Below are 24,817 nucleotides of genomic sequence, written 5' to 3' on the forward strand. Positions count from 1 at the left end.
AAAGTCAAATGGCAATGAAACTCTTTACAGTATCAGTATTATCCATATTGCTGCTTACGGGAATGATCGCACCCACTTCTGCTCAGCAATCGGTTGATAAACGCGATTCTCTGGCACTGGTGGCCATGTACCGCGCTACCGGCGGTGAAAACTGGAGGGAAAGCTGGGATATGAATCTGCCGGTCGATCTCTGGTCAGGGGTTTCTGTAAATAATGGTCGTGTAACCAGCCTCATTCTCCGAAGCAACAATCTCACGGGTTCTCTCCCCGATGAGGTTGGCAAGTTGGCCGAACTAACTTCTTTCGATGTCTCCAACAATCGCCTGATAGGACAAATTCCCTACGGATTTTCCCAACTCTCTCATCTCGTGTTGCTGAATCTTTCCGGAAACAGCTTGAATGGGGAAATTCCGCCCGCGCTGGCAAATCTTGGAAATCTGCAAAACCTGTTTTTGGGCAATAACCAGCTTTCGGGCAATATTCCCCGCGAACTGGGCAATCTTGGGCAGTTGAAACAGCTTGCCCTCGACAATAACCAGTTATCTGGAACTCTGCCCCATGAACTCGGCAACCTTCGCAATCTGGTGTTTTTTTCTGCATCCAACAACCAGCTGGAAGGCACTGTCCCCGAATCTTTCGCCAACCTGCGAAATCTCCGGGGACTAGGGCTTTCAGACAATCTGATCGAACAATCTGTGCTGGAAAGATGGAGTCAGATTTTGTTGCGGCGGTGATTAATCTTTTTCTGTCCCGATTAATGTGACCTGTTTTTCTATTACCATACGGTTGATCTCAGGCAATTTTTTCGTGCTGACTTCTTCCCACTTTTCGAGTTGTTTGTCAATGGCTTTGCTCACTTCCTCCAGAAAATCCAGAGACTGCTGGGTGGGTGGAAAATCGCCTAAGCTGTTGAGTGATCCGAGGTGCGCCAGTTTGTTGTTGAGGCGAATAGGGTAGTTTAATGGATCCTGTCCGCTCCGGTTTTTTGTCTGATACAGGGTTTCTTCAATGGCCGTCATAGTCGAATCTACCGATTTAATTGCGGCAGCTATTTCCTTGTATTCTTCTTTTTTGCCAATTCTGGATGAAATTTGGGCCATCTGTTCGCGCACTTTGCGTATATCGACAATCGCCTGATGGGTTTCGCTGAGTTTGTCGCGCACTTTGATCAGGAAGTCAAACTGTGCCTGCAGGTCTGAATCAGAAGCGCTTGACCGGGGATCTTTTAGAATCGTAAAGGGGCTTTCTGTCGAATCATTTCCCAATACCAGCCTGACGCGATATTCACCGGGCACGGCTTTGGGGCCATCCGTTTCTCCCCACCACAATATCATTCCGTCAAATGTTTTGGCCTCTTCGTATTGTGTATTCCATACAAATACCTGAGACCCCGCCTCCGGCTTTAAGGGGGAAGTTTTATCTTTCGTCGAAAAAGTTCGGATGACTTTACCGCCCTTTTCCAGAAATACCATTTTCATCTCCACCGAATCTGCGGGTTTTTCTTTCAAATAGTAATGAACAGCAACTCCCGCCGGGTGATTGGTGCCTGCGTTGCGGGGTTTTCTGGAAAAAGAACCTCCGGGCATACGGTAGGAATCTGCGGGTTTATAGAGGAAATAATTGCTTCCGGCCACCTGCGTATTCAACTGATGAAGGGGTGTCAGGTCATCGATCATCCAGAAACTACGCCCCTGGGTCGCCGCAATGAGTTTATTTTGTTTGATGGTAAGGTCTGTGATGGGTACAAGGGGAAGATTCAACTGAAAAGGTTTCCAGCTTGCGCCATCGTCAAAGGAGATATACATTCCGTTTTCAGTACCTGCATAAAGTAAATCTTTACGTGAGGGGTCGGCCCGCACGACTCGCGTAAAATGCTGATCGTCAATTCCATTGACAATCTTTGTCCAGGTTTTTCCATAGTCTTTGGTTTTGTACAGATAGGGACGATAGTCGCCCGACTTATACATCGTACCTGCAATATAAACCCCGCCTTTTACAAAGGGGTCGGGCTCCACGCTGTTGATCATGATCCATTCAGGCATAGCCGGTGGGGTTACATTCTCCCAGTTTTTGCCGCCATCGCGGGTGATGTGTACCAGTCCGTCATCAGAACCTGTCCATATGAGCCCTTCTTCATATGGCGATTCTGCTGCTGCAAATATGGTGGCATAGTATTCTACTCCTGTATTGTCCTTGGTAATGGGGCCTCCGGAAGAACCGAGTTTGGTGGTATCATTGCGGGTGAGGTCCGGGCTGATAATGGTCCACGACTGGCCTTCGTTGGTGGTGAGGTGAAGATGATTGGATGCTGCGAAGAGTTTTTTGGGGTCGTGGGGAGAAAAGAAAATGGGGAAATTCCACTGAAAGCGGTATCGCATACCTTCTGCCCCGTAACCCATCGGGTTGTCTGGCCAGACATTGATGGCGCGAACTTCACCCGTGCGGTGATTCTGGCGGGATAGAAAACCGCCGTAGCTGCCACCATAGACAATATCATTATCCAGAGGGTCTACCGCAATATGGGCACTTTCGCTGCCCGCGGTTTCTTCCCAGTCGTGTTCTGAAATGGAATACCCGTCGGTCCGGTGCAGAATGCGCACGGTAGAATTGTCCTGCTGTGCGCCGTAAATACGAAACGGGAAATGATTGTCGGTGACTACGCGATAAAACTGTGCCGTCGGCTGGTTGTGATAAGTGGACCAGTTTTCTCCTCCGTCAAAGGTGACTTGTGCGCCACCATCATCGGCGATGATCATTCTTTGGGGATCTTCGGGCGCGATCCAGAGGTCGTGGTGGTCGCCGTGTGGCGCATTGTAGGGCTTGAAGCTGCGACCACCGTCGGTGGATTTGTGATAACTGACATTGACGACATAGACAACATCTTCGTCCTGCGGGTCGGCATAAATGCGGGAATAATACCATGCCCGCTGGCGAAGCGAGCGATCGGAGTTGACTTTTTGCCAGTTTTCGCCGGCATCGTCGGAGCGGAATACACCGCCTTCGGCGGCCTCAATAATCGCATAGATGCGGTTGGAGTTTGTACCTGATATACTTACACCGATAATGCCCAATGTGCCTTGGGGAAGTCCTTTGTTGGTGGAAATATTTTTCCATGTGTCTCCGCCGTCTGTGCTTTTCCAAAGGCCAGAACCTTCGCCACCGCTTTCAAGACTGTAAGGCGTACGCCTGACACGCCAGGTAGCTGCGTACAAAACCCTGGGGTTGCCCGGGTCCATGATAAGGTCAACTGCTCCGGCATCTGCATTGGCAAACAGGATTTTTTCCCAGGTTTGTCCTCCGTCCGAAGAGCGATAAACGCCTCGTTCTTCGGATGATTTGTACAGATCACCGAGCACGGCTGCATATACCAGGTCGGGATTTTTGGGGTGAATGCAAATGCGGGGAATATGCCGGGACTCTTTCAGACCCGAATGAACCCATGTTTTACCTGCATCAACCGACTTCCACATGCCCTCGCCCGAAGATACATTTCCCCTGACCGTAACTTCTCCGCCTCCGACGTAGATGACATTGTTGTCGTTTTCACTTACCGCGACAGCGCCTATGGAGCCGCCAAAAAAACCGTCGGAAATATTTTCCCAGTTGGAGCCACCATCGCGGGTGCGCCATACACCGCCGCCCGTAGCACCAAAGTAAAAAAGGTTGGACTTGCCCGGTACTCCCGTTACTGCCGCAGATCGCCCGCCGCGAAAAGGACCCAGTTCCCGCCATTGCAGGCTTTTATAGAGGTTTTCCTCATATGTAAGTGTAGGCGTTTGCGGGATGACTTTTTGCGTATTTTTCTTGCTTTTCTGTGCATGAATAGGTGTGGCTGATATAAAGATCAGCAACAAAACTGCTGAAATCTGGGCCAGAGGGTAGTTTTTTTTCATTTTCGGATAATTTGGGTGTAAAAGCAACCTGAAACCGACAAGGGTAATAGAAATGTAAATTTGAGAAAAATCTTTTTGGGGAAGAAAGGGAAATTAGTAGAGTTATTCCCAATGAACAAATTTGGCATATGTCATTGTACTCTTTTCCCAAACGATTTAATTATATCCGAAGGATTCTTCTGACCGGATTTTTTGGACTGGGAATTCCGGGTCTGATGCTTCGGTTTTTTGATGAGGATGTGGTGGATCCTATGTCTGTAAGGTTGATTCCAATGACTGTGTTTTTGGCCGTATTTTTACTTTCATACAGGTGGAAAGACCAAATACGTAAGATTGAAAATGCCGCGATAGTTTCTTATCTGGTGATGATTTTGTGGCTGGCATGGGTCATTTATAAAAATCACCTTCGCTCTGACTACGCAGTAGCTGCATACCTTGTAGTGTTAATCATCCCTGTAGGCCTTTTTTCTGTGAGAGATGTTTGGCTTTTTATCGTACCGGCAACCCTGATATTGATGTTTTCTGCGCTGATGGTAAAAGAGCCGGAGACAGAAAAACATGCATTTTTCAGCTTATTGTTGATTACGGTGGGAGTCATTACCCCCTTTCAGATTAATAACCTCAAAAATAAGGCGAGAGTCTGGCAAACCGAAAAACGCCTTACAGATGTGTTTCATGCCTCAAAAGAATGTATATGGGAAATCGGAAAAGATCATCATTTTATTTTTGTCTCTGATCGGGCAAATGAAATTTTGGGTTATACGCCGGAAGAATTATATCAAATGACGCCCTACGATTTTGTAAAGGAGGAGGAAAGGGGAATGATCAAACAGTGGCTGGATTATATTTCCAGCCAGCTCAAAGAAATGCATAACGTCGAATATCAGGCGATTCGAAAAGATGGTGAAAAAATATGGCTTGAAATTACGGGCGTTCCCTTTTTTGACGAAAAAGGAAAATATCAGGGCTATAGGGGCGCATTAATGGATATTACAGGCCGCAAAACGCAACAAAAAAAGCTGATAGAAGCCAAAGAACGTGCGGAAGAGGCGGTCAAAGCGCGTTCTCAATTTTTATCGGTCATGAGTCACGAGATTCGTACCCCCATGAACGCGGTGCTCGGTACGGCACATTTGCTGATGCAGGAGAGCCCGCGCGAGGATCAGTTGGATAATCTGGAGACCCTCCATTTTTCTGCTGAAAACCTGCTGGTGATTATCAATGATATTCTTGATTACAGCAAAATCGAAGCGGGTAAAATAGAGTTTGAAAAAATAGACTATAATCTTAAAACCCTTACAGAAAGGATTGTCAAGTCACTCGCGCAGAAAGCATCTGAAAAGAACCTTCAATTTGTCCTTAAAAACGATCCGGATTTACCCGAATATGTGAAAGGTGACCCCACGCGTCTGAGTCAGATTTTGACAAACCTGATCAATAATGCCATTAAGTTTACAGAAAAAGGCGAGGTTTCACTATGCACCAAACTCATTCATTCTGACGAGAATACAGCAGAAATAACCTTCTCTGTCTCTGATACAGGGATTGGTATCCCGAGAAATAAAATTGAGCATATATTCGAAAGCTTTACACAGGCTAGTTCTGATACAACCCGGATATACGGTGGTACAGGGCTTGGGCTGGCTATTTGCAAGCGACTGGTAGAACTTCAGGGGAGCGCACTTGAGGTAGAAAGCGAGCCTGGAAAAGGTTCTTCTTTTTTCTTCACGCTGAAGATTGCCCTTGCTGAAAAAACCCTCTCTACCCAGCAAAGTGAGTCCCAAAAGGAAGATTTCCAGGATTTGGGCGGGGTGAGAATTCTTTTGGTTGAAGACAATCAGATCAATCAGAAAATTGCTTCCAAGTTCCTTGCCAAATGGGGAGTAGTTGTAGATATCGCAGATAATGGCCGGATTGCATTGGAAATGATTGGAAAAGCTCCTTATGCATTGGTTTTGATGGATCTGCAAATGCCGGAAATGGACGGATACGAAGCAGCCCGTAAGATCAGGGAAATGCCTGCTCCGGTATCAGAAATTCCAATCATCGCCCTTACCGCTTCTGCAATGAATGAAGTACAGGGAAATGTTGCTGAGGCAGGAATGAACGGATACGCTTCCAAACCTTTTAATCCTCGTGAATTGTATCGAAAAATCGTATCACTCCTGCCGCTTTCTGAACATGTCTCCGAAAGCTGAATAGATAAACGCCTATATTTGGGTTTTGGTAAATACAAAACCCATGTCTACAATCTCTGTTTTTTCCCCGATTGTGGGCCTGCTTACAGGCCTGTTTTTGATTTCAGCTATTGCCTTTGCCCAAACTGAAGATCTTCCGTTTTATACTGTAAATAAAATCTCCGGCGCCCTTCAGCTTACCCCTCGCGGCGCCTCTCATTTTGCCGGTCTGGCGCTTCATTGTATTCAGCAGGAATATCCCAATAAGCCTGGTCACGTGATGAATGATTCTGCCGATGTCCTTTCTCCTCAGACACTGCATCCGGCTTTTTTTGGATGTTTTGACTGGCACTCTGCGGTACACGGGCATTGGATGCTGATACGCCTGCTGCGCCAATTTCCCGATTTACCCGAAGCTGCCGAAATCCGCCAGGTGATCGGACAGAATATGAGCCGGGAAAACCTGCTGGCAGAAGCCGCTTATTTTGGCCGTCCCAGCCAAAAATCCTTCGAACGCACTTACGGCTGGACCTGGTTGCTTCAGCTTGCGCTTGAGCTGTACGACTGGAATGACCCGCAGGGGCGGGAATGGTATGCAAATTTGCAACCGCTGGCCGATACGATCATTGCGCGGTATCTGGATTTCCTGCCAAAACAGACGTATCCGATCCGCACGGGCGTGCATCCCAATACCGCCTTCGGCTTGTCATTTGCCTACGACTACGCCGTGGCAGTGGGAAAAGACGACCTCCGTCTGCTGATCGGGGAAACCGGGCGCCGGTATTATCTCAACGACAAAAATTGCCCGGCTTCCTGGGAGCCCGGGGGCTCTGATTTTTTATCTCCCTGTCTGGCAGAAGCTGATCTTATGCGGCGTATTTTGCCCGCTGCCGAGTTTTTGCCCTGGTTTCAGGCTTTTATGCCAGATATTCCCGCCAATCTGCGGGAAATTGCTGTCGTCTCAGACCGTACCGACGGCCAGATTGTGCACCTCGACGGGCTGAATCTCAGCCGGGGCTGGTGTATGGAAGGCATTGCTTCTGTATTGCCCAAAGGCGACCCGATGCAGCAGTTGCTGAAAGAAACTGCCCGGAAGCATATTGCGGCAACCGTACCCCATATCGCCAGCGGCGATTACGCCGGTGAACACTGGCTGGCTTCATTTGCCGTTTATGCCCTTGGAAAATAATTTCGAAAAAATCATGGAGATTTTTATTGCAAACGATGTGCATGCAGCGATTGTCGCACAGGTCTCCCGTCAGTCTTTTGATGAGGCTTTTTCGCCGACCAACAATCCCGACGACATGGCGGACTACATGGATACTGCTTTTGCCGTAGGGCAGATCGCGGAAGAAATGACCGATGATCAGAATACATTTCTCCTTGCAGCGCTTGAAGGAGTGCCTTGTGGTATTGCCAAATTGCGGCGGGGAGGGGTACCTCCGGAGTTTCTGGCTGACAGGCGTTCTATCGAATTGCAGCGGCTGTATATCATCGAAAAGGCTCACAACAAAGGCATAGGACGCAAACTATTGCAAACCTGTATGGAGATAGCCCGGGCGGAAGGTTACGAGTGTATTTGGCTGGGTGTATGGGAGCATAATCCCAAAGCCATCCGGTTCTACCAGAGAATGGGGTTTGAGTTGTGTGGAAGCCATGTATTTGTGCTGGGGAAAGATGTGCAGACCGACCTGGAGATGTACAGGGAAATATAAAAAAAGTCGCCACCGGGCGGCAGCGACTCGATTGGAATTGCAAAGGTAATTGCTTACCCTCTTATATCTTTGGGACGTAAAAAACCTGAAAGGTCACTTCCCTGTCTGATAAACTATATTAGCTTCCTGAACGGCTATTGGCGCCAACCAGTATCCAGATTACCGGGCCCAGTACAGGGAACACCAGTACGCCGACGGTCCAGAGCAGTTTTGCTATCGTTTCTTTATTACTTTCTCTCCAGATATTGACCAGTACACCGATGGTGAGGACAAACCAGAGAACAGATACGGCAAATTTAATAAGAGTAAACATGGCGGTATATTACTTTAAGTGAATGATCATTTTTGATACGAGTATAATCCTTGCCTGGTTATCCCCTAATCTGCAAAAAACTATATTTTCTCCTGAAAATATAGTTTTCCATCTGCGAAACGATCTCTGCAAAGATTCACTATTCTTCCTGATCAACAACCGGCGCTTTCCATTGGGTGTAACCGACCGCAAGTCCTTCTGCTGTTTTTACAGCTTTTCCTGACCGCTGTTTATCGTAGATGAGTACAAAGGTCATAATCAGACTGGTGGCAATAATGATAAACAGTAAAATGCCCGGATCGAACCCTTCTACCATTGCTTCGTGGGGAATGGCGTAAAAAAGCAGGATGGTAATCAATCCTCTGGGCGCAACAAACAACTGAGGGATGATATCTTTTCCCAGGAAAATCCGCAAAATGACAAACCGGATCACATAGATAGACAACACAATCAGCCCACTGACCAAAGCAACTTTTACACTAAACAGGGTGGCCAGAGAAATGGTGAGCCCAAAGATGACAAAGAAAAATGTGCGCACCACAAAAGCTGTTTCCATCGTAACCACATGAAGGCCTTCATAGATTTGGCCGGCTTTTTCGAGGTTTAGCCAGCGCCGCAGGATTCCCCTGAAAAAAAGCTCCATATTGGCAACCAGCAACCCAAAGATCAGGATAATGATCAGGGAAGAAAGGTGGATTTTTTTACCCAGTGCGTATAAAAGCAGCAATACCGATATCAGTAAAAACAGCTTGACATGGCTGCGGATATTTTGAAAAATCAGCACCAGCCCGTAACTCGCCACAAAGGATATCAAAATCGTGAGTCCAAGGTTTCCCATAAAACCGAGCGCACCGCTTTGTTCTGCCGGTCCTTCAAATTTTCCCGCCAGAAAGTAAAAAAACATAATACCGAGGATATCAGAAAATGTACTCTCGTAGATATGAAATTCCCTTTTTGTGGCTTTGAGGCCCGAAACACTCGGAATAATGATGGCACTTGACAAGATGGAAAGTGGCGTAGCGTAAAGCCAGGCTTTGGACATTTCCATGCCGGGGATATAGTAATGCAAAATCTCCGCGGCAACCCATGCTGATCCTATCAGCCCGAGAAGGGCAATGACAAATGACTTGGTAATGGGAACCAGTTTTTCGCGTTTAAGCTCCAGCTCAAGGGCGGCTTCCAGCACGATCATGATCAGTCCTACGATTCCCAATACTTCCAGGACCGGGAAAAAATTCATATCTCCCATTCCTCCTGCATCGAGGGCAAATTTGAGCAAAATGCCCAGCACGATTAACATCAGTACTGAGGGGATATTGGTTTTGCGGGCAAATTCACCAAACAGAAAGGACATAATGATGATGAGCGAGGCCGCAATAATCAGGTTGTAGGAAGACAAAATTTCCATATAAATCTTTACTTTTCAATTCAGAAATCAGGATTCATCAATAATTTTACATTCGTAGCCCCACTCTCCGATTACGCGCACAAGATCCTGGAGGTGATTTTTTTCTCTGAAAAAGGCTTTCATAATCAGCTTGCCTTTGGGATAAGACAGCTCGGGTTTGTAATTCCAGTTGATAAATGGATTGGTAGTGATCAGATTGGTAAAGGCAGCAAATTGGTCGTTTTTTTCTCCATGGTTGAGTGGCGATACTTCCAGCAGACTGTATTTGCCGCTATCCCGGTTGTCGGAAATAATCGTGTACCCGTCTGCCAGCAGGCGGGTATAGCTGACATGGTGAATGCCTTCGGGGGTGCGTATGTTCAGACCTAATGCACCTTTTCGCGAGACAATGCCCTGGATTTCTCTGTAGCTGACAATCTTTCCTTCGCTAAATGAATCATTAAACCAGACCAGTTTACCGGTGATATAATTCCTGATATGTGAAAAACCGATAATGAGAATAAACAATACCAGCGCCCCGTGAAAGCCCGGATTTATAAAAATGAAGGTCCCCGTAAGTAATATAATTGCCAATGGCTCAAAAAGTACCAGTAGCTGGGTAATAAGCGTGTTGACCGGCTTCTGAAAATTGCGTGCAATAGGGCTGTTGGTGAGGAACCTGCGCACGAGGAGAAGCATAATGAAAAATCCCAGCAAGGTGATTCCCAACATGAAAAAGGTCGTCCATGAAAATCGGAATGCCAGTAAATCGTTCATATCTTATTGTATTGAATATATTTTCCCTCTTCGAGTAGTTGTCCCAGGTCGTTGACAATGGATTCGTCAATTTCCAGCCAGTCATCCATTTGGCGGTTAAGCATGCCGATACTGAGCAGTCTGCGTACGAGCTGCTGGTATCGTTCCGGAAAAGATGGCCCAAACAGTTTCCTCAGGCGATATTCATTGGTCCGCTTTTGCAGCATAATGGAAGCCAGCAGCAGCGCCAGGTCAGGGTTTTCCAGCGGAGGGAGTTCGTGTTTTTGGGTAAATGTATTGGCGACATTGATTTCGTCGAGTTTGCGGGTTGAATGCGACCACAAGCTGAGCGAATCACCAATAATACCCCGTGAGGCCCTGTAAACGAGGTTGATCTGGCGGTCAAATTCGCGGTTGGAGATTTCCTCCCCCTGAATATTTACCAGATTTTTGTGTGTGGCTCCATGGCGAATCCAGATCGCAGATTCAATTTCTGCTGTGGACATATAGTCCATATTGATTTCTGCCTGAAATATATTTTGAATGTCATGGACTTTGCAGAGGTGTTTGTACAGGGCATTGCCCATCGAAACCACTACAAAATGCCCGGAAGAGTGATTGTCGATATACTTGGTCAGCATCCGCACATTTTCATACAGCGGCACTTCCGGACTCCACCATAGCTCCAGGTCATCAATCCATATCATAGGATGATCCTGCCGTGTGTATTTGCGGATAAATGCCAGGGCTTTGCCCAGGTCAAAAGAGACTTCCATTTTACGGCCCTGGATATTGAGTATCTGGCCGGGGCGAAGGGCAATGACTTGTTCCGGGAAAAGGCGTAGCCCTACCAGCTCACCAAAAAGTGTTTTACCCGAAAGTCGCTTTCCGGTGAGCACAATGGCGCCTCTGAATCCTTTCTGCCAGTTTTCCCATACTTTTCTGACATGCTGCAATTCGTCGTCTCTGCCGACAATAAAAGATTCACCTACATACCCTTTGGTCAGGAAAATACTCGAATAATGGCTGCCATCTGTATCACTTTTTCTGCTCTGTATATATCTGACAATTTTTTCGGAGGGACTAAGCACATCGCCTTTTTCCACGGTCTTGACAAAACTGCTCAAAATAGCCAGATAGGGCGAGATGGTATTTTTGATCCGTGTGACGACTTTATTTTTGGTAAATGAAAAACGCCCTACCGGAGACTGAAGCGGAACGAGAAGGAACGAGTACGGGTTTTTGTAAATGCCGGATATGAAAAATTCGTTTTCCAGTCGCTCTTTTATCAGCTGTTGAAGCGTAGGCAGTTGTTCTTCCCGCTTTTCCAGATTGCTGAGGAATGTTTTGAGAGAAAGGAGAAAGTCAGACTTATCGAGGTCTGTGGCACGTCCTTCGCGGTTTTCTGCAGACAGAATGAGGATACGATTGCGAATATTGACAATCGTCATTTTTAATCCGTTGGAAGTATTTTCGGTCAGCTCCCATATTTCATTGAGCAGAGGAAGGATCTGCGACTCCAGCCAGAGTTGGGTTCTTCTGCGAATGTTGATTTCTGCGACTTCGAGTATTCCCCCTTCAATGGACACCGTGACGGTCTGCTTTACCGGAAGTTTGGCGATCAATTGTTCCAGTCTTTCGGAGAATGCGTTGAGGTAGGGTTTTACAACGATTTCATTTTCAAGTGTTTCAAGCCGGGCCACAAACTTGGGCATGCTGACCTCTTTCTCGGAAGATTCCTGTTCGATCAGCTCATTTGTCAGGGTTTTGTGATCCAGAATCTCTTTCTCACAGGCAGAAAGGCTTTCATGGGTCATGACCTGAATCTGCCGGAAAATATCACCGAATGAGCGTAGTGCCTGATATTCCTGAGTCAGCTGGGTGCATTGCGCCGGTATTTTCGCGATTTGTTTTTTATAAACGGGCCATGGGTTTTGCTGATGCCCCCAACTTTCCAGCTGACGGTTGGCTTTACGGGGCGTATCGAGCAGGTTGCGGGTTTGTTCAGGTAAGGTCTGGCTCAGGCTTTCGAAAGCTTCACGGAGCACGGCCCTGGATTGTTCGTGGAGGTTGGCGGTTGCGGCCTCCGTTACGCGATCGTCAGCGAGGAGAATTTGTGCCTTTTGCTGCTGAAAGAGAATATCCCGCCACAACAGCATAAACATTTTGATCTGATCTGCCCACAGGAAGTTGGTGAAGTAGTGCGAAATCAGGGTTTCCCGCGAAAGCGTACCGGCAGCAGAGAGTTGACCAAAAGCCTCTTCTTGAGCCTGCGTAAAAACTTCGCATAGCGGCAAACTGTTTTCATTCAGTTTTTCAAAATGCAAATCGACGGAACCCGTGTTAAGTGTTTCCGTTACTAACGTTTCTGCTTTTTGGATAAAATGGGAAAAGGTTGTATCGGAGATCTCCATAGGGTAAAAATAGGAAAAATTCCTGAAACTGCCGGGAATAAAATCCTATTCCTTTACTTTTGAGCCTAGCCAGTTGTTGAGTTTCGTTGCCTCCTTTTCTTTGATTTTGGCTTTTTTGGTGAGCGTGAATTTGCGTGTAACAAAGGCACCATTATAAGGAACGATTATTTCCTCAACCTGAAAATCACTATATACCCGAAGGTTTATCGTTGCTCCCTTTTTTAGTCCGTTGACATAGTCATCAAGGCTGATTCCTGTGGCATTCCTGCCATCGATTTCAAGGATAAGATCGTTTTCTGAAAGCCCTGCGGTAAAGGCATCTCCACCGGGGTGAAGTTTGCGCAGGAGAATTCCCTGTGTGATATTTTCTGCGGAGAGGATACCCAATCCCTGTGCTCCGGGTTTGGCGTCGCTCACCGACGATAGTTCAAGACCAAATGGTTCCAGAAAGTCTTCGTAAGGAATAGGTTCTGTATCATGTACATATTTGTCAAAAAACGTTTGCCACGAAGTGCGGGTAAGTGCCTCCGCCGCCATTTGGATGCCATTTTCCGGAACTCCCTGATCTTTGTCGTAGTATTCGAGCAGCAGATAGTTAAACAGCGCATCGAGCGTTACGGCTCCGTCTGATTTTTCCCGCAGTCCCAGATCCAGCAGTAGGCCCAGCCGGGAGCCATTCGAATAATATGAAACCTGCCTTTGAGGGTTTGAGTAGGCAGAATTGTCAAGCCAGCTTTCAAAACTTGATTCCGAAGGAGAGACAACGGAAGCGGCGTAACTGTTTTCCAGTATTTCGATATTGCCAGCAACTTTGCGAAAGAACTGATCTTGGGTAATAAGTCCGGCCCTGACCAGGAGGAGATTGGCATAGTAGTCCGTAACACCTTCTGTAAACCAATGCAGGTGGGTGTACTGAGGCTGGCTGTAATCATAAGGCCAGAGTGCAGCAGGTCTAATGCGTTTTACATTCCACGAATGCCACAACTCATGCGCGGTAGTACCCGCAATGCTGGTCAGCGATTTGGGGGATTCTGTAGCCGCCGCCGGGATAGCAAAAGATACCGAGTTGGCATGCTCGACCCCATGCCTGATCTGATAAGGCTGGAGCCGGTATATAAAGTGAAACTCTGTATAGGGAAACCTTCCGAAAATTGCGACTGCTTCTTCACTGATCTTCCTCACCATTTCAATCGCGGCATCATCTACCGATTTATCGCCTTTATAATCTCCCTGGAAATACAGGTAAAACGTGGTATTCTTCAGTTGAAAGGAAAGGGTTACCATTTTTCGGGCAACTACCACCGGAGAGTCTGCCAGGTAGTGATAGGTGGGGGCTTCAAAGCGATTTTCAGACGGAATAAACTTCATCTGGGTGGCGACACTCCATGCTTCCGGTTTATCGGGCATGTGCAATGAAACTGAACCATTGAGCCGGTCGGGTACATACATAAAGAGGTTGACCGGGTTGAAATAGATCTGGTCGGGCCCGAGGTAACTCGACCCCGCGTCCGTATTGTTGGCGAAATAGTGGTAGGATATCACTACTTTTTTTCCGGGAGAATGACGTACACGCCAGGAGCTCATCGCCGTTTTTTCCCAGGCAAGGGCATTCCCCGTTTCATCCTTTGCGGAAAAATTTGAGACTGCCGCCGCAAAATCCTGCGTCCTATATCTTCCGGGGCGCCATACCGGAAGCTGAAACTCCGTAAAACTACCCGACTGTGGTGAAACCGTCAGAGAAACAACATACGTATGGGTGTGTGGAGATAGCCAGGTAAGGGTATAATCGTAGTCAGCGGCTGTAAGTTGTAAGCCGGTAATCATGGTTAAAACGGTAAGAATCCACTTCATGTGTAAGGTTTTTTCACAAATTTAGGCAAAGGTGGGAAAGATTGTTGATACTTATTCTCCTTATATGAAAATGAACATTACCAAAAACTACTTATTTACCTCTGCCCGGCTGGGTTTCCGCAATTGGGAAGACGCTGATCTGGAAGGAATGGCCCGCATCAATGCAGATGAAAAAGTCATGGAGTTTTTCCCTTCTGTGGCTACAGAAAAGGAAACCCATGAGTTTATCACAAGGATGCAGGCGCAATTTTCGGAAAAAGGGTTTTGCTATTTTGCCGTTGACAGGCTGGAAGATCACTCATTCATCGGGTTTATCGGCCTGTCTGAAAAAACCTTTGAGGCAGATTTTACTCCCTGCATTGATATCGGCTGGAGACTGGATTGCGCAGAATGGAATAAAGGGTATGCTACCGAAGGCGCAAAAAGATGTCTGGAATATGCGTTTGAGGATTTGCGACTCAACAATATTTATTCCATCGCTCCCAAAGTGAATGTGAAGTCTGAGCAGGTGATGAAAAAAATCGGTATGATAAAACTTTATGAGTTTGCGCATCCCTTACTAAAAAATGATGAACGGCTGGAGAATTGTGTTTTGTATATGATTGGCTGTTAGCTGTTGGCTGTTAGCTGTTGGCTGTTGGCTGTTAGCTGTTGGCTGTTGGGGCTTTTTGTACTTACGCGCGCTACGGCTCAACTCCTGAAAAAAGGGGGGGGGGACGGGCCTCCTGGCTACAAATCGAAGATGCCTCAGGTACATCCGACCTCTCCGAGGTCTTGTCTCCTGGCAACGAACATTCAACCTCGGAGGTCTTGTCTCCTGGCTAAAAATCGAAGATGCCTCAGGTACAGGAGTCCTTTGTTTGAAGCCTTGACGGCTTTCCCTATGGTTCGTAGCACGCTGCCCGGTTTCTCCAACGGAGAAGCACGTCACCGGTCACACTGTAATAGGGGTTTGTGTTCTCCCCTTTTCGGGGGAGAAGGCTCTCCCTGTTTTCAGGGTAAGCGAAAAACCCTGCTTTCGCAGGATTGATTGTGTGGTGGTCTGCGCCTCATCTTTGGGGTGTAATACAACAATTAACCAAACACGTAATCATTATGAAACGCATCCGACTTATTTTAACCATGCTTTTTCTTTTCCTCTCCGGACTCTCTTTGTCTGCACAAGGGGAGGTGAAACTTGCCCGCAGTGCTTCCGATCCCGGAGTCAACGGCGTGGCCTACAACTTTACCGGAAAACTACAAAGCAGCACCGGACAAGCCACTACCGTACAAGGTATGCTTGCTTTGATGAGCACGGGGGAAGGCACAATGGAAGGTGTGCTCGTGGACTCTCTCACAGACAAAACCTATTCTGTAAAAGCAACCCATTCACGGGGTTTTGTGATGACTTTTACAGGTGAAGATGGCAGCAGTTTTACCGGCGCATCTGCAGGTTTTAGCGGATTGGTTCCTCCCACGTCGCTGAGCGGAAAAGCATCTTCGGGCCTTAGCGGAACATGGACAGCCACTGACGCCAATTATTTTACCATTCCCTCCGGTACGATATTGTTTTCGCCGGAGCTGGCCTGCACATTCTGCCAGCTTATTCACTTTTGCGGTGTGATTACCACGATCCCCTGCACGGCCTGCACGGACGTCTGCAAAAAGAAGAAATAATAATTTTTTGTATTCCTGATGCCTCGCAAATACTGGTCAGTAATAGCCAGTGTTTGCGGGCCTATTTAGAACATCCATTAATAATCTGATATGAAAACTTCAACCTTCTCTGTTATCTGGGCAGTTTTATACGCCGGATTCGGACTGGGGCTTCTGTTTGTCCCCGCCCAGTTTATGGCGCCTTATGGTGTAACCCTTGACAGCTACGGAGTCCTGATGTCAAGAGTGCTGGGATCAGCCCTTACCGCCTATGCCCTGGCGTTTATTCTCAATCGCAATATTCCATTGACAGAAGCCGCATGGCGAAACCTGCTACTGGCAAGCGTTGTTTACAACCTGGTGGATATTCCCGTAGTATTGATGGCTACGGTCAATGGCGTGATGAATTCGCTGGGCTGGCTGCCGACGGGCCTCCACATTTTCCTGGCCGCGAGCATGGGATATTTTTTATTCCGGAAATAAAAATCGCGGCATTGTCAGCAAAATCTTAGGCATGATTCCGTAGATTGCCCTGTGGAAACAGATAATTAGCCTGCATGACAATCACCTTAAACCAAATCGAAGAAGCACACCGGCGCATCGCGCCTTATATCCACCGCACACCCGTGCTCACCAACAGCACCCTCAACGCCATGACGGGTGCTGATTTGTATTTTAAGTGCGAAAACTTTCAGAAAATAGGCGCCTTTAAAATCCGTGGCGGGATGAATGCCGCATTAAGTCTTTCTCCCGAAAAACTCAAAAACGGTATCGCTACACATTCCTCCGGCAACCATGCCCAGGCCATTGCCTATGCCGCCAAAATCCTCGGCGTGAAGGCTTATATCGTGATGCCTGAAAACTCTCCCGCCGTAAAAATCAACGCTGTGAGAGGCTATGGAGCCGAAATCACTTTTTGTGCAGCCAATCAGGCAGCGAGAGAAAGTACCCTTCAGCAGATTGTGGACGCTACGGGTGCGGAGTTTGTGCACCCTTACGACGACTACCGCGTGATCACCGGCCAGGCTACCTGCGCCAAAGAGCTGATCGAAGACACCAGCGGGCTGGATGTGGTCATCGCTCCTGTGGGCGGCGGCGGGTTATTTTCGGGAACCTGCCTGAGTACGCATTATCTGCTGCCCGAAGCAGCCATTTATGCGGGAGAACCAGAAGGTGCGGCAGATGCGTATCTCAGTCTGAAAAGTGGCAAAGTGCAAAAGGCAGAATATGTAAAAACCATTGCTGACGGACTTCTGACGACGCTGAGTGAAAGAACCTTCGGCATTATCAGCCAGTATGTCAGAGAAATCCTGCTGGTAAATGACGACGAAATCAAAGCCGCACTCCGCCTCGTCTATGAGCGTATGAAAATCGTTGTGGAACCGAGTTGCGTAGTTCCCCTGGCCGCGGTACTCAAAAACCGGGAGAAGTTTGCCGGTAAAAGCGTCGGGCTGATCCTTACCGGAGGAAACGTGGATCTGGCGAAGTTGGGGGATTGGTTTGGAGAATGACTTAATTTTCCACAGGTAACGTCATGGAGGTATAATCATAAGAAATGCCTTCGATTCTGAACATATCCTTTGTATTGGCCAGTGTCTCAAAATTCATTTTTTCATAAAGTCTTTTTGCCGGAATATTGTTTGCCATCACTTCTAAATCAAGCCAACTGATTTTTGGATTGTTTTTGCAGTATTCGATCACAAATGCTAATAATTGACGGCCAATTTTTAATCCGCGAAAATTCCTATCGACACCCATGCCGAGAAGCACTCTGTGTTCTGCATTTGGGTGGTTATTTGGCCGGATGTCAATATGGCCGACAATTTTGTTTTCCGGATTAATAGCTACCCAGATTTTCCTCCATCCGGTTTCCCCAAACGATTTATCCAAGGCGCCCCCAAATTTGGCCTTTATTTCGCCGGAGAGCGTAGATTGTTGTCTGGAAAGCGGCAGAAAAATGGGGGATCCATTGAGGCCGTTTTCGGAAATATGAATAGATAAATATTGAAAGAAATCTTCCAGTCTTTCTGCGGTCAACGCTGTGATGGAAATCATTTGCAGTCTGTTTTAGGGTAACGCGCGTTTTTACAAATCATATTTTGCCACGGAATGTGTCATTATCCCAATTTATGGGGTTGTTGATGATATAATTGGAAATGCGTTCAAAAGCTGCGGCATCGCGAATGATCCGGTCGTGAAAACGCGGTTGCCACGCAAAATCAATCCCCAGGCGGTTGGCGTGTTTGGTTACGGCCGATTTGTAACCGCCAATAATAGCCGACACCGAATTTTTCCCCTGATTTTGAAAACGTTGTTGCCCAATGGTTTTGGGGTGTTCGAATTCGATGGGGTGTTCGATTTCCGTGGGGGATTCGGGTTCGATGGGTTGTGGTGACGGTTTTTGGGACGGTTTTTGTGACGATTTTTGTGACGATTGTAGAGACAACGCATGCGTTGTCTCTACGGATTCCGCCGATTCCGACGATTCCGCCGATTCCGACGATTCCGCCGATTCCGACGATTCCGACGATTCCGCCGATTCCGACGATTCCGACGATTCCGACGATTCCGCCGTGATACCGGAATTGCCGTCCCCATTCAAAATTAAAATGCCGTGTATGTGGTTGGGCATTACCACAAATTCGCCTAATGCTATATTTTTGGCGTGATTTTTTATTTCGTGCCAAAACACATCTGCCAGAACGCCGGCATTAGACAAAACCATTTTCCCATTTTCAATTTCGCCAAAATAATGCAGGCGGTTTTTGGTACAAATGGTGATGAAATAGGCGCCCTTCCACCGATAGTCCCAAAACGAGGCGCGGGCAGAAGGAATGCGGTATTTATTTTGAAATTTTTCGGCCATTATGCCACAATTTGTCTTAGCAAACACATCCGCGTATTCACCATTTCCGTTGGGAAGCGTTTGTTAAGGCCTAATATCCCCGGTTTCCTCCGAAATCGCAAGAATATACTTCGGGTCCGCAAGTGCGATATTTGGGTTTGCCGCTAAAGACCCATAGCACCGCTTCATGTACTTCACTGCTGGCTGAAGTCTGCCTGTATTTTCTGTAACTCAGTGATTTGAGGGATAATGATTCTTGTGTCTTTTTTTCGCTGCTGGCTCCATGCGAGGTAAAATACAGCCGCGTAAAACAGCCAGGTAAAAATTATGCCGCCGGTCACAATGTTTTTATCGACGCCATCAAGAATGGCATGCAGGTAAAAACTGCTTAAAATCCCCAGCAGAACGGTATAAAGAGGCATAAAAACGTTGGTTACCAGAAGATTATACCTGAGCCTGGACAGTTGGGTTTTGACAAACCGGGCAGGGTCTCCGGCCATGGACTTGTGGATGTTGGTTTGTCTGAACCAAAAAATCATCGTCTGTATTCCGATTAAAAACCAGATTCCAATTAAAGGAAAAGCAGCGGTTTGATTTTTTATAAATGGCAACACAAGGATACCTGTGAGGTAAATCGTGCCCGCCAGCCAGTAAGAGATTCTGGTGTTTTCTTTTTTAAGTTGTGCTTCGAAATGGGTGATTTGTTCAGCCATCGCCTGATCCAGTTGTAAAGGCAGCTTTTTTTGCTGCCATTGTGCGCTTAATTCGTTGAAATCCATAGTCTTTACATTGTTGTGTTCCAAATAGATTTTAATTGTGTTTTGATTCTGCTGATTTTTACGCCTACATGTGTGGTAGTCATTCCCAGAATTTCTGCGATTTCTTTGTATGCATATCCTTCCAGATACAATCCGATAAGGGCTCTGTCTGCACTTTTGAGCAGGCCGATTTTTTCCAGTAATACCTCTGCCTGGCCATTTTCCGGAGAAATTGTTTCAGGTAATTCTTTTAAATACGCTGTCTTTTCGCTTTGTCTTTTTTGTTTTAGATTGAAGTTAATGGAGGCGTTCAAAACCACCCGGTAAATCCAGGTTTCCATTTTTGCATTTCCCTGAAACTGAGCAATTCCCTTCCAGATATTAATCAGCACTTCCTGATACAGGTCGTCTGCTTGTGTACGATCCTGCACCAGAATACAGCACAAGCGGTAAATCCTGTCCTTATGTTTTTCATACACGTCTTCAAACAGCCGTTGGTTCTTCAAGTTTTTTTTCAATTAGACCGATTAGAAACCGGGATTATTACAGGAGGCCTATTACTTTTTTTGTGAAAATTGACTGGAAACTAAAAATGATGCAAATTGAGCGTATCTCAAAAATTTAAGCTAACTATGCTATCTACACTCATCAATCCAACCAAAGCGACCATTTTGGTCACCTTATTCGTTCTGTCTGCATCAGCAATAGCGCAAGACGGTACGATTTATCCACTCGAAAGACCTGCCGAGCCGAAAGCCATTTTACTTGGCACAGGCGGCGTCGATGACCAGCCCGCACCTGAGACCTGGTTTCGCCAATGGGGAGACCCGATGGCGCGCAACATTTCCACCGCAACGCTTACTCCCTTTCTGCCCGAACCCGGCAAGGCAAACGGCGCAGCCGTGATTGTGGCGCCTGGAGGCGGCTTCATGTGGCTTTCTATGGGCAACGAGGGATGGGAAGTCGCAGAGGCACTCGCAAAGCAGGGCATTGCTGCTTTTGTGCTTAAGTACCGGCTTCACCCTACTCAGGAGTCGCTTGAAGACTTCGCGGCATGGATGAATCGCCCTCGCCCGGCTCCCGCTGCGCCTTCCGACTCTTCCCGAAATAACACACCGCCACGTCCGCCGCAGCGCGACCTGTCCAACCAGCTCGAAGACGCTGAGGCCGCCTACGCCATGATCCTCAAACGTGCGAAGGAGTGGGGCGTAGATACGACCAGAATTGGCATGATTGGTTTCTCTGCGGGCGCAGGCCTCACCATGCATGCAACCCTCCACTCGAAGACTATGGATCTGGCCTTTATTGGTCCGATTTATGGCGGAATGGGCCCGGTAGAGGTGCCGAAAAACGCGCCGCCCATGTTCAATGTTATCGCTAGCGATGATTTTCTCTTTCGCGGGCAGTTTGGGGTGATTGACTCATGGTTTAAAGCGGGAATTCCTGTCGAATTTCACTTGTATCAGAATGGTGGACATGGTTTTGGTCTCGGGAATCCCAACCGAACCAGCAACCGCTGGTTTGACGCTTTCATTCACTGGCTGGATGTGAACAAATTTCTTGCCGCCGGGACGGGAGAGTGACCCTGTGCTTACACGGCCACTTGTCTCTGGCAAAAACGATAGGTACAGCTAAACACTTCTGTGTATGGTAGTACAGTATCTTTCGGTCAGAGGCGGGAATGTTATGTTTTTGCCGGAAACATGGATGAATACCATGCTCTGTGTTTCCGGCACATTCTCCGACACCAACAAACCCCTCAATGACGTATTCAAAGACAATACGGGTAAAACTTACTCCGCCGAAAACGGTGTAACCACAAAGTAAGAGAGGTTTTTATGTAGAATTTCACCCGGTTTTTGTTTAGCTTTTGTGAAAAATTGACCAAATGGAAACCCTGCCGCTGTACATCTCTCTCGTGTTTGGTGCTACCACGCTCCTGACGGTTTTTCTGTTTTACCGTGCGGCCAACATGTCAAAGACAACTTTGTACATTTTGCTGGGATGGCTCGCTGTGCAGACACCTGTTGCACTTTCGGGTTTTTATACCGTGACAGATACGTTACCGCCAAGATTTTTGCTGGCTATTTTGCCTCCCCTGATCATGATTGTGATACTTTTTTCGGCAGCAAAAGGAAGGCAATATCTCGATTCCCTCAATCAGCAACGGTTGACATTATTGCATACGGTGCGCATACCTGTCGAAATCGTTTTGTTCTGGCTTTTTGTCCATCATACCATTCCTCAAATCATGACCTTTGAGGGGAGAAATTTTGATATTCTGGCCGGCCTCACCGCGCCGGTTATTTTCTATTTTGGGTATGTAAAACAACAACTCAGCCGACCGATCCTGCTGATATGGAACTTCCTTTGTCTGGGCCTTTTGTTGAATATTGTATTTCACGGCGTATTATCCGCACCTTTTCCTTTCCAGCAGTTTGGGTTTGAGCAGCCCAATATTGCCCTCTTGCATTTCCCCTTTGTATGGCTGCCTTGTTGTGTGGTGCCATTGGTGTTGTTGTCGCATCTGGCTACGGTAAGGCAGTTGTGGAAAAACAGGCTATTAGCGCTTGCTAAAACTTAACATTATACCCAATTCGAATTACCTGCGTCTCATAATAGTCGCTGCTGATGTACGAAAACCCTGCCCCCTGAATTTCCTTTCGCACAACCATTGTATTGAGCAGATCGGTGGCATTGAGGATAAACTCGCTTTTTCCTTTCTGCAAGGATTTTTTGATCCCTGCATCCAGCGAAAATCTCGCATCAATTTTTCCCTGCGGGATAAGATCAGGCGCCAGATATACTGCCGAAATCTGTAAATCTACTCGTCCGGGTAGATGAAGGATATTGTTCAGCTTGGCATTTCCTGAAATAATTTCCTGCTTTTCTGCTGTGAAGGTATTCGGTGCGGGGTATAAATTCTCTACCGTAAATGCATCAATCTGGTTGCGATATGCCGTCAGGTTGAGGTTAAATGAATACCACGGTGCGACGTCCTGGGCCAGCACCATTTCTACCCCGGTATTGTAACTCCGGCCGGCATTCTGGAAAATGGCGTAGATCAGATTGCTACCGGGGACTGTGCTGGCGATTCGTGTAATGGTCCCATCCGTAAACCGATGAAATGCAGCTGCATAAAAATACCCACTCTCCCAGCCGGTCTTGTAGCCCAACTCGAAGGAATGGGTGAACTGAGGGCTAAGCGCGGGGTTTCCCACTTTGATAATCTCCGCATCGTCGTATTTTGGAAAAATACGAATATCAACTTCATTGGGCCGGTCAACTCTCCGGTTGTAAAATAATGAAAGCTTGTTATGGTCATCAATTTTATATGCCAGCCGCACGTTGGGGAAGGGCTGGGTATAATTATAACCATCACTTTTGTAGGTGCTGTGATCGGGGTTTACATCGTATTGCAGCCCGACATATTCCAGCCGCAGCCCGACTTCTGCCTCCACCTTCTGATTTTCGAAGATATAGTTTCCATACAGGGCGGGAATCGTTTCATTGTACGTTGCCCACCCACCGGCTGTCGTGTCAAGCGGTGAATTTATCCCGGGAATGAATTGCATATTCGTGGGAATTCCCCTGCGGCGAAATTTAAAGCCACCTTCAAAACGACCGTATTTCAGAGGTTTGATATAATCTATGTTGAAGTCGGCAACATGTTCATCTGAGATCAGCTTAAAAGCATCCTTTCCGGTAAAGGTGGGTAAAATATTATCAAAAAAATATTTCTCGTCTTCTCTGTGAAAGGTGTAGTTAAACCCTGTGTTGAGGACGTGGCCGGGCTGTTTGAACTTGTGCTGGTACACAGCCGAGCCGACCACCGTTGTCTTCAACTCGTCTTCCAGAAATTGCCATAGGCGGTAGCGCTCCGAAAGATCTCCGTTGAAAAAGGGCTCGTCTCCCCGGTCAATAATTTTTTCGATCCCAAACAGGCCCGAAACCGTGAGGGTATTTTGGGCATTGAGATTCCAGTCAGCCCCCGCTTTTGTCGTGATAAAATGCGTATTGCGGTTTCGCTTGGTTTGCTGGTTGATGACCGTACCGTCATCGTAGGTTCTGGTTACAAATTCGTTTTTGTTGAGGGTTTCTGTGTATAGATAGTCGCCCTGGAAAAAGACATTCACGTTATTTTTCCGGTAGTTGAGCGAAAGCGACGGATTGATTTTGGGCGTCATCTGATATTGCGGGCGAATGGTGGGAAGATTTGCTCTTTTTTCCCATAAGGCCCCCAGACCGGTTATAAACCCTGCTTTCCCGTTAAACCCCTCCTGTTTATTTTTCTTATAGATGATATTGATAATTCCGGCATTGCCGTTTGCATCAAATTTGGCGGAAGGGTTGTTGATGATTTCAATTTTCTCAATGTTGGAAGCAGGAATATTGTCGAGGCCTGTCTGGTTGCCAAAGCCAGTGAGGGCAGTTTGTTTCCCATCCATGAGTACGGTAACCTTGTCATTGCCCCGGAGAAGCACTTTCCCGTCTTGTACAGTAACTCCCGGAAGGTTTTGCATAGCCTGAAGAACAGACCCCCCGCTCTGGCTGATATTGTCATCTACAGAAAAAGTTTTCTTATCCATCCGGCTGCTGACCTCATCCTGTTTACCTGTTATTTCGACTTCGTTGAGGGTTACGGCTTTTTCTTCGAGCTCAATGGTTGTGATGTCCAGAAAATTGGAAAGTGATCCTACAAACAACGGTTGATGGGCTGGGGAAAAGCCAATGGCCGAAATTTCGAGGAAGTAGTTGCCCGGACTTACTTTGGTAAGGGTAAAGCGGCCGTCTTCATCGCTGACGGTACCCGTGACAAAGGCGGAGTCTTTCGCGTTTTTGAGCAATATATTCGAAAATGCGAGTGGGCTTTTGTCGGTTTGATTTTTGACTATGCCTGAAATAGTAACGCTAATCTGCTGTGAATAAGCCGGAGCGGTCGCTGCGATTAAGAAAACAGCCAGGGAAATAATTATTTTTTGCATTGCCTGAAGTTGGTACTACTATATGAGCGGCAAGCTATTGTCTGATTTTGTAGGAATTCTGTTTTGGCAATAAATACTCACGCTTCAT

General features: G+C 47.0%; 22 protein-coding genes. 11 read left to right on the forward strand and 11 right to left on the reverse strand.

The features are described from left to right. The first annotated feature begins 14 nt into the window (after window positions 1–14). Complete coding sequence (locus R3D00_05450) at window positions 15–734, forward strand: Two component regulator three Y domain protein (GenBank protein MEZ4772610.1); 720 nt, start codon at window positions 15–17, stop codon at window positions 732–734. On the opposite strand, the gene R3D00_05455 is transcribed toward R3D00_05450, so the two are convergent. Then, the gene (locus R3D00_05455) at window positions 735–3,893 is read right to left on the reverse strand and encodes a glycosyl hydrolase (GenBank protein ID MEZ4772611.1); all 3,159 of its coding nucleotides are present in this window, start codon (window positions 3,891–3,893) and stop codon (window positions 735–737) included. It lies immediately after the preceding gene. A 128-nt stretch (window positions 3,894–4,021) separates the two neighbouring features. Between R3D00_05455 and R3D00_05460 the strand changes: the two genes are divergently transcribed. Genes R3D00_05460 through R3D00_05470 form a run of 3 tightly spaced genes read left to right on the forward strand, consistent with a single transcriptional unit; the run spans window position 4,022 to window position 7,785 of the window. Further along, entirely contained in the window at window positions 4,022–6,091 is a 2,070-nt protein-coding gene (locus tag R3D00_05460; protein MEZ4772612.1) for an ATP-binding protein, read from the forward strand. 43 nt (window positions 6,092–6,134) lie between these two features. Next, window positions 6,135–7,259, forward strand: coding sequence for a DUF2891 domain-containing protein (locus tag R3D00_05465; protein MEZ4772613.1), 1,125 nt, complete (start codon window positions 6,135–6,137; stop codon window positions 7,257–7,259). 13 nt (window positions 7,260–7,272) lie between these two features. Beyond that, complete coding sequence (locus R3D00_05470) at window positions 7,273–7,785, forward strand: GNAT family N-acetyltransferase (protein MEZ4772614.1); 513 nt, start codon at window positions 7,273–7,275, stop codon at window positions 7,783–7,785. Window positions 7,786–7,903: 118 nt separating this feature from the next. On the opposite strand, the gene R3D00_05475 is transcribed toward R3D00_05470, so the two are convergent. From R3D00_05475 to R3D00_05495, 5 genes are all read right to left on the reverse strand, one after another. Next, complete coding sequence (locus tag R3D00_05475; GenBank protein ID MEZ4772615.1) at window positions 7,904–8,098, reverse strand: PLDc N-terminal domain-containing protein; 195 nt, start codon at window positions 8,096–8,098, stop codon at window positions 7,904–7,906. A gap of 139 nt (window positions 8,099–8,237) precedes the next feature. Then, on the reverse strand, window positions 8,238–9,506 hold the full coding sequence (locus R3D00_05480) for a cation:proton antiporter (GenBank protein MEZ4772616.1): 1,269 nt from the start codon (window positions 9,504–9,506) through the stop codon (window positions 8,238–8,240). 27 nt (window positions 9,507–9,533) lie between these two features. Next, window positions 9,534–10,262 carry a hypothetical protein gene (locus R3D00_05485; protein ID MEZ4772617.1) on the reverse strand — a complete coding sequence of 243 codons (729 nt, stop codon included), beginning with the start codon at window positions 10,260–10,262 and terminating at the stop codon, window positions 9,534–9,536. Beyond that, on the reverse strand, window positions 10,259–12,655 hold the full coding sequence (locus tag R3D00_05490; protein ID MEZ4772618.1) for a hypothetical protein: 2,397 nt from the start codon (window positions 12,653–12,655) through the stop codon (window positions 10,259–10,261). The genes R3D00_05485 and R3D00_05490 overlap by 4 nt, the downstream gene beginning before the upstream one ends. Window positions 12,656–12,700: 45 nt before the next feature. Continuing rightward, the gene (locus tag R3D00_05495; protein MEZ4772619.1) at window positions 12,701–14,506 is read right to left on the reverse strand and encodes a PDZ domain-containing protein; all 1,806 of its coding nucleotides are present in this window, start codon (window positions 14,504–14,506) and stop codon (window positions 12,701–12,703) included. Between the two features lie 64 nt (window positions 14,507–14,570). Between R3D00_05495 and R3D00_05500 the strand changes: the two genes are divergently transcribed. The 4 genes from R3D00_05500 (at window position 14,571) to R3D00_05515 (ending at window position 17,652) form a co-directional block, all read left to right on the forward strand. Then, the gene (locus R3D00_05500) at window positions 14,571–15,119 is read left to right on the forward strand and encodes a GNAT family N-acetyltransferase (protein ID MEZ4772620.1); all 549 of its coding nucleotides are present in this window, start codon (window positions 14,571–14,573) and stop codon (window positions 15,117–15,119) included. A 482-nt stretch (window positions 15,120–15,601) separates the two neighbouring features. Then, window positions 15,602–16,162 (forward strand): hypothetical protein, encoded by a 561-nt coding sequence (locus R3D00_05505; protein ID MEZ4772621.1) that lies wholly within the window; start codon window positions 15,602–15,604, stop codon window positions 16,160–16,162. 90 nt (window positions 16,163–16,252) lie between these two features. Further along, complete coding sequence (locus tag R3D00_05510) at window positions 16,253–16,624, forward strand: hypothetical protein (GenBank protein MEZ4772622.1); 372 nt, start codon at window positions 16,253–16,255, stop codon at window positions 16,622–16,624. A 74-nt stretch (window positions 16,625–16,698) separates the two neighbouring features. Further along, window positions 16,699–17,652 (forward strand): threonine/serine dehydratase, encoded by a 954-nt coding sequence (locus R3D00_05515; GenBank protein ID MEZ4772623.1) that lies wholly within the window; start codon window positions 16,699–16,701, stop codon window positions 17,650–17,652. A 1-nt stretch (window position 17,653) separates the two neighbouring features. On the opposite strand, the gene R3D00_05520 is transcribed toward R3D00_05515, so the two are convergent. The 4 genes from R3D00_05520 to R3D00_05535 all read right to left on the reverse strand — a co-directional run bounded on the left by R3D00_05520 (window position 17,654) and on the right by R3D00_05535 (window position 20,262). Then, window positions 17,654–18,196 (reverse strand): GNAT family N-acetyltransferase, encoded by a 543-nt coding sequence (locus R3D00_05520; GenBank protein MEZ4772624.1) that lies wholly within the window; start codon window positions 18,194–18,196, stop codon window positions 17,654–17,656. Window positions 18,197–18,233: 37 nt separating this feature from the next. Next, window positions 18,234–19,007, reverse strand: coding sequence for a transposase (locus R3D00_05525; protein ID MEZ4772625.1), 774 nt, complete (start codon window positions 19,005–19,007; stop codon window positions 18,234–18,236). Window positions 19,008–19,180: 173 nt separating this feature from the next. Then, complete coding sequence (locus tag R3D00_05530; GenBank protein ID MEZ4772626.1) at window positions 19,181–19,765, reverse strand: hypothetical protein; 585 nt, start codon at window positions 19,763–19,765, stop codon at window positions 19,181–19,183. Window positions 19,766–19,770: 5 nt separating this feature from the next. Further along, on the reverse strand, window positions 19,771–20,262 hold the full coding sequence (locus R3D00_05535) for an RNA polymerase sigma factor (protein MEZ4772627.1): 492 nt from the start codon (window positions 20,260–20,262) through the stop codon (window positions 19,771–19,773). A 114-nt stretch (window positions 20,263–20,376) separates the two neighbouring features. On the opposite strand from R3D00_05535, the gene R3D00_05540 reads away from it, so the two are divergent. The 3 genes from R3D00_05540 (at window position 20,377) to R3D00_05550 (ending at window position 22,328) form a co-directional block, all read left to right on the forward strand. Beyond that, on the forward strand, window positions 20,377–21,327 hold the full coding sequence (locus R3D00_05540) for an alpha/beta hydrolase (GenBank protein ID MEZ4772628.1): 951 nt from the start codon (window positions 20,377–20,379) through the stop codon (window positions 21,325–21,327). Between the two features lie 64 nt (window positions 21,328–21,391). After that, complete coding sequence (locus tag R3D00_05545) at window positions 21,392–21,571, forward strand: hypothetical protein (GenBank protein MEZ4772629.1); 180 nt, start codon at window positions 21,392–21,394, stop codon at window positions 21,569–21,571. A 61-nt stretch (window positions 21,572–21,632) separates the two neighbouring features. Continuing rightward, a complete protein-coding gene (locus R3D00_05550; protein ID MEZ4772630.1) occupies window positions 21,633–22,328 on the forward strand; it encodes a hypothetical protein in 696 nt (231 codons plus the stop codon). On the opposite strand, the gene R3D00_05555 is transcribed toward R3D00_05550, so the two are convergent. Further along, a complete protein-coding gene (locus tag R3D00_05555) occupies window positions 22,318–24,729 on the reverse strand; it encodes an outer membrane beta-barrel family protein (GenBank protein MEZ4772631.1) in 2,412 nt (803 codons plus the stop codon). The two genes, R3D00_05550 and R3D00_05555, sit on opposite strands and share 11 nt — an antisense overlap. Window positions 24,730–24,817 lie beyond the last annotated feature (88 nt).

It is taken from the genome of Bacteroidia bacterium (assembly GCA_041391665.1).
In the GTDB taxonomy this organism is placed as follows: Bacteria; Bacteroidota; Bacteroidia; order J057; family J057; genus JAGQVA01.